The 3,044-nt window shown below is 71.4% G+C and carries 4 protein-coding genes and 1 pseudogene; 4 read left to right on the top strand and 1 reads right to left on the bottom strand.

The window, feature by feature from the left end; genetic code table 11:
* Positions 1–220 (top strand): annotated as a pseudogene (locus tag STRIP9103_RS36975) (DedA family protein); the annotation flags it as partial.
* 3 nt (positions 221–223) lie between these two features.
* On the opposite strand, the gene STRIP9103_RS36970 reads toward STRIP9103_RS36975, so the two are convergent.
* A complete protein-coding gene (locus STRIP9103_RS36970) occupies positions 224–766 on the bottom strand; it encodes a gamma carbonic anhydrase family protein (RefSeq protein ID WP_009332670.1) in 543 nt (180 codons plus the stop codon).
* A gap of 142 nt (positions 767–908) precedes the next feature.
* Between STRIP9103_RS36970 and STRIP9103_RS52920 the strand changes: the two genes are divergently transcribed.
* The 3 genes from STRIP9103_RS52920 (at position 909) to STRIP9103_RS36955 (ending at position 2,967) form a co-directional block, all read left to right on the top strand.
* Positions 909–1,655, top strand: coding sequence for an acyltransferase (locus tag STRIP9103_RS52920; protein ID WP_181800460.1), 747 nt, complete (start codon positions 909–911; stop codon positions 1,653–1,655).
* Between the two features lie 136 nt (positions 1,656–1,791).
* Positions 1,792–2,364 (top strand): helix-turn-helix domain-containing protein, encoded by a 573-nt coding sequence (locus STRIP9103_RS36960; protein ID WP_009332664.1) that lies wholly within the window; start codon positions 1,792–1,794, stop codon positions 2,362–2,364.
* 42 nt (positions 2,365–2,406) lie between these two features.
* A complete protein-coding gene (locus tag STRIP9103_RS36955) occupies positions 2,407–2,967 on the top strand; it encodes a YbaK/EbsC family protein (protein WP_009332668.1) in 561 nt (186 codons plus the stop codon).
* Positions 2,968–3,044: the final 77 nt, after the last annotated feature.

Below are 3,044 nucleotides of genomic sequence, written 5' to 3'. Positions count from 1 at the left end.
CGGCGTCCTCTGGGCCGGTGGCACCACCGCCGTCATCTACTACGTCGGCGTGGTCGCCGAGGCCTGGCTCAAGCGCTTCTCGTGGCTGGGCCTGGTGCTGGCCGTCCTCATCGGCGCCACCTCACTGCTGATCGTCAAGCGCAAGGCGAAGAAGGCGGCGGAGAACGCCGAGTCCTCGACGGACGAGGCCGAGCGGGAGCCCGTCCCCGCCGCCGAGTAACCGCTACTCGCCGTCCTCCCCCTGCGCTTCCCGGTGCTGCTTGGCCAACTCCGTGTAGAACGCCCCGTTCAACGTGAGCCCCTCCCGCTCCTCGTCGGTGAGGGGCCGCTTGACCTTCGCCGGCACCCCCGCGACCAGCGAACCGGGCGGCACCCGCATCCCCTGCGGCACCAACGCCTGCGCGGCGACAAGAGACCCGGCTCCGATCACCGCCCCGTTCAGCACCGTCGCCCCCATCCCGATCAGACAGTCGTCCTCCACGGTCGCCCCGTGCACCACCGCGTTGTGCCCGACGGACACCCGCTCGCCGATGCTGATCGGGAACCCGGGGTCGACGTGGAGCGTGCAGTTGTCCTGGATGTTGGAGTCCGCGCCGATGACGATCGGCCCGGCGTCGGCGCGCAGCACGGCCCCGTACCAGACGCTGGACCCGGGGTGCAGCGTCACCTCGCCGATCACCACGGACGTCGGGGAGACGAACGCGGCCTCCTCCACGTCCGGCGTCTTGCCGCCGAATGCCGTGATCAGCGCCCGCTGCCGGTTCATTTGCCGCCTCCTGGTGATGGATCGCCCGTCGTGGTGGATCACTCCTCACCCGAACCGTAAGCCATGGGCAGACCTTGGCGTGGGGTGAAGATCACAGCCGTATGACGGCGTGCGGGTGCCGCGTGGTGAGTACGGTGAGCGGGTGCCGATGAGCAAGAACACGTTCTCGTCCTGGCGGCGTCGCATCGGGCAGCGCGCCGTCCATGCGGGCTGGGCTTGGGTGCAGCGCACGGGGTCGGTGACGGCCGACAGCCCCGGGCGCTTCCGCTTCGGCGCCATGGGAACGGGTACCAGATTGGCCTTCCCCCTCGGCACGGTTTTCGGGGAGCCGTGGATCCATCTCGGCGCGCACTGCATCATCGGCGAGCAGGTCACCCTGACCGCAGGCCTGATGCCCGACCTCGACCTCGGCTCCGAGCCGATCCTGCGCATAGGCGACGGAGTGGTCCTCGGCCGCGGCAGCCATGTCATCGCCGACACCACCGTCACCATCGGCAGCGACTGCTACTTCGGGCCCTATGTGTACGTCACGTCCACGAACCACTCGTACGACGACCCCCATGAGCCGATCGGCAAGCAGTGGCCCCGGATGGACCCGGTGTCGATCGGGCCGGGCTGCTGGATAGGGACGGGGGCCGTGATCCTGCCGGGGGCGCGGATCGGGCGGAATGTGGTGGTGGCGGCCGGGGCCGTCGTACGGGGGGCGGTCCCGGATCACTCGGTGGTGGCCGGGGCGCCGGCCAAGGTCGTACGGCGGTGGGATCCGGTGGAGGGGTGGCAGCCGCCCATCCGGACGCCTGCGCCCGTGCCGATCCCCGACGGGGTCACGCCGGAACAGTTGCTGGCGTTGGCCGAGTGGGACGCGGAGGGGGCGGGGGAGTCCGCCTGAGGGCTCGGGGGCGTTGACAGCCTTGGCGAGAGGCGCAGCCGCCGTCTGCCTGACTCGTCGCGTTCGCCCGGTAGGAGTCCGCCCCGCCCCCGGGGTGCCATCATTGAACTCTGTCATCCCGAATATTGGACGGAATGTGTCGGACCTCGAACTGCTGACCCAGTCCCTGGCGCGGAACGTCAAGCACTGGCGGGCGGTGCGCGGCTTCACGCTGGACGTGCTCGCCGCCCGGGCAGGGGTCAGCCGCGGCATGCTCATCCAGATCGAGCAGGCCCGCACCAACCCCAGTCTCGGCACGGTCGTCAAGATCGGTGACGCGCTCGGGGTCAGCATCACCACGCTGCTCGACTACGAGCAGGGGCCGAAGGTCCGGGTGGTCCCGGCCGAGCAGGCGGTACGGCTGTGGCACACCGAGGCGGGCAGCTACAGCCGGCTCCTCGCCGGTACGGAGGCGCCCGGTCCGCTGGAGTTGTGGAACTGGCGGCTGATGCCGGGGGAGGGCAGCCGCTCGGACCCGCACCCCGTGGGCACGGTCGAGATCGTCCATGTCACGGCGGGCGAGCTGACGCTGACCGTCGAGGGCGCGGAGTACCGCGTCCCGGCCGGTGCGAGCGCCACCTTCGAGGCCAACGCCGCGCACGAGTACGCCAATCGGGGCGAGGTGCCGGCGGAACTGATCCTCACGGTGTCCGTGCCGCCGGTGCCGTGAGGGTCCGACTCGTCTGCCCGTAGGCCCTGTTAACGTGCCGCCATGCGCGCACCCATCGGAGACTTCGACCACGCCACGCCCGCCCCGGACTGCCTCGACGACCTCGTCGGCCCGGTCGCCGACGCCGTACGCCACTGGCGTGGCAGCGTGCCCGCCGAGGACATCCTGTACGTCGAGACCGACCCGCGGTGGGCCGACACCGCGGTGTTCGTGCAGCACTACGGGCAGGAGTTGCTCGAACAGTCCGCGAACTGTGTGGTCGTCGCGGGCAGGCGGGGCGGCGAGTCGAGTCTGGCCGCGTGCGTGGTGCCGTCCACCACCCGCGTCGATGTGAACGGGGTGGTCCGTCGCCAACTCGGCGCCCGCAAGGCCTCGTTCGCGTCGATGGACACGGCCACCGGGGAGACCGGCATGGAGCACGGCGGCATCACGCCCGTCGGGCTGCCGGAGGCGTGGCCGGTTCTGGTGGACTCCGCCGTGGTCGAGCTGCCGTACGTCCTGGTCGGCAGCGGCCGGCGGCGGGGCAAGCTGCTGGTGCCTGGCAAGGCGTTCGCGGAACTGCCGAACGCGGTGGTGCTGGAGGGGCTGGGGGGCGCCTCCTGACGCCCCCTCCCGGGGCCGGCGTGAGGCCCGCCGGGGCCTCCGGACGAGATCGCCGACGTCCGCTGAAACGGCGGCGC

The organism is Streptomyces ipomoeae 91-03, from assembly GCF_000317595.1.
Classification (GTDB): Bacteria; Actinomycetota; Actinomycetes; order Streptomycetales; family Streptomycetaceae; genus Streptomyces; species Streptomyces ipomoeae.
The sequence above is the reverse complement of the archived record's forward strand: the minus strand, read 5'-3'. Positions and strand labels throughout refer to the sequence as shown.

Bases quoted from the DNA above. Each gene is read 5' to 3' on its own strand.
- STRIP9103_RS36970 (WP_009332670.1), bottom strand. From the start codon at position 766: ATGAACCGGCAGCGGGCGCTGATCACGGCATTCGGCGGCAAGACGCCG.
- STRIP9103_RS36955 (WP_009332668.1), top strand. From the start codon at position 2,407: ATGCGCGCACCCATCGGAGACTTCGACCACGCCACGCCCGCCCCGGAC.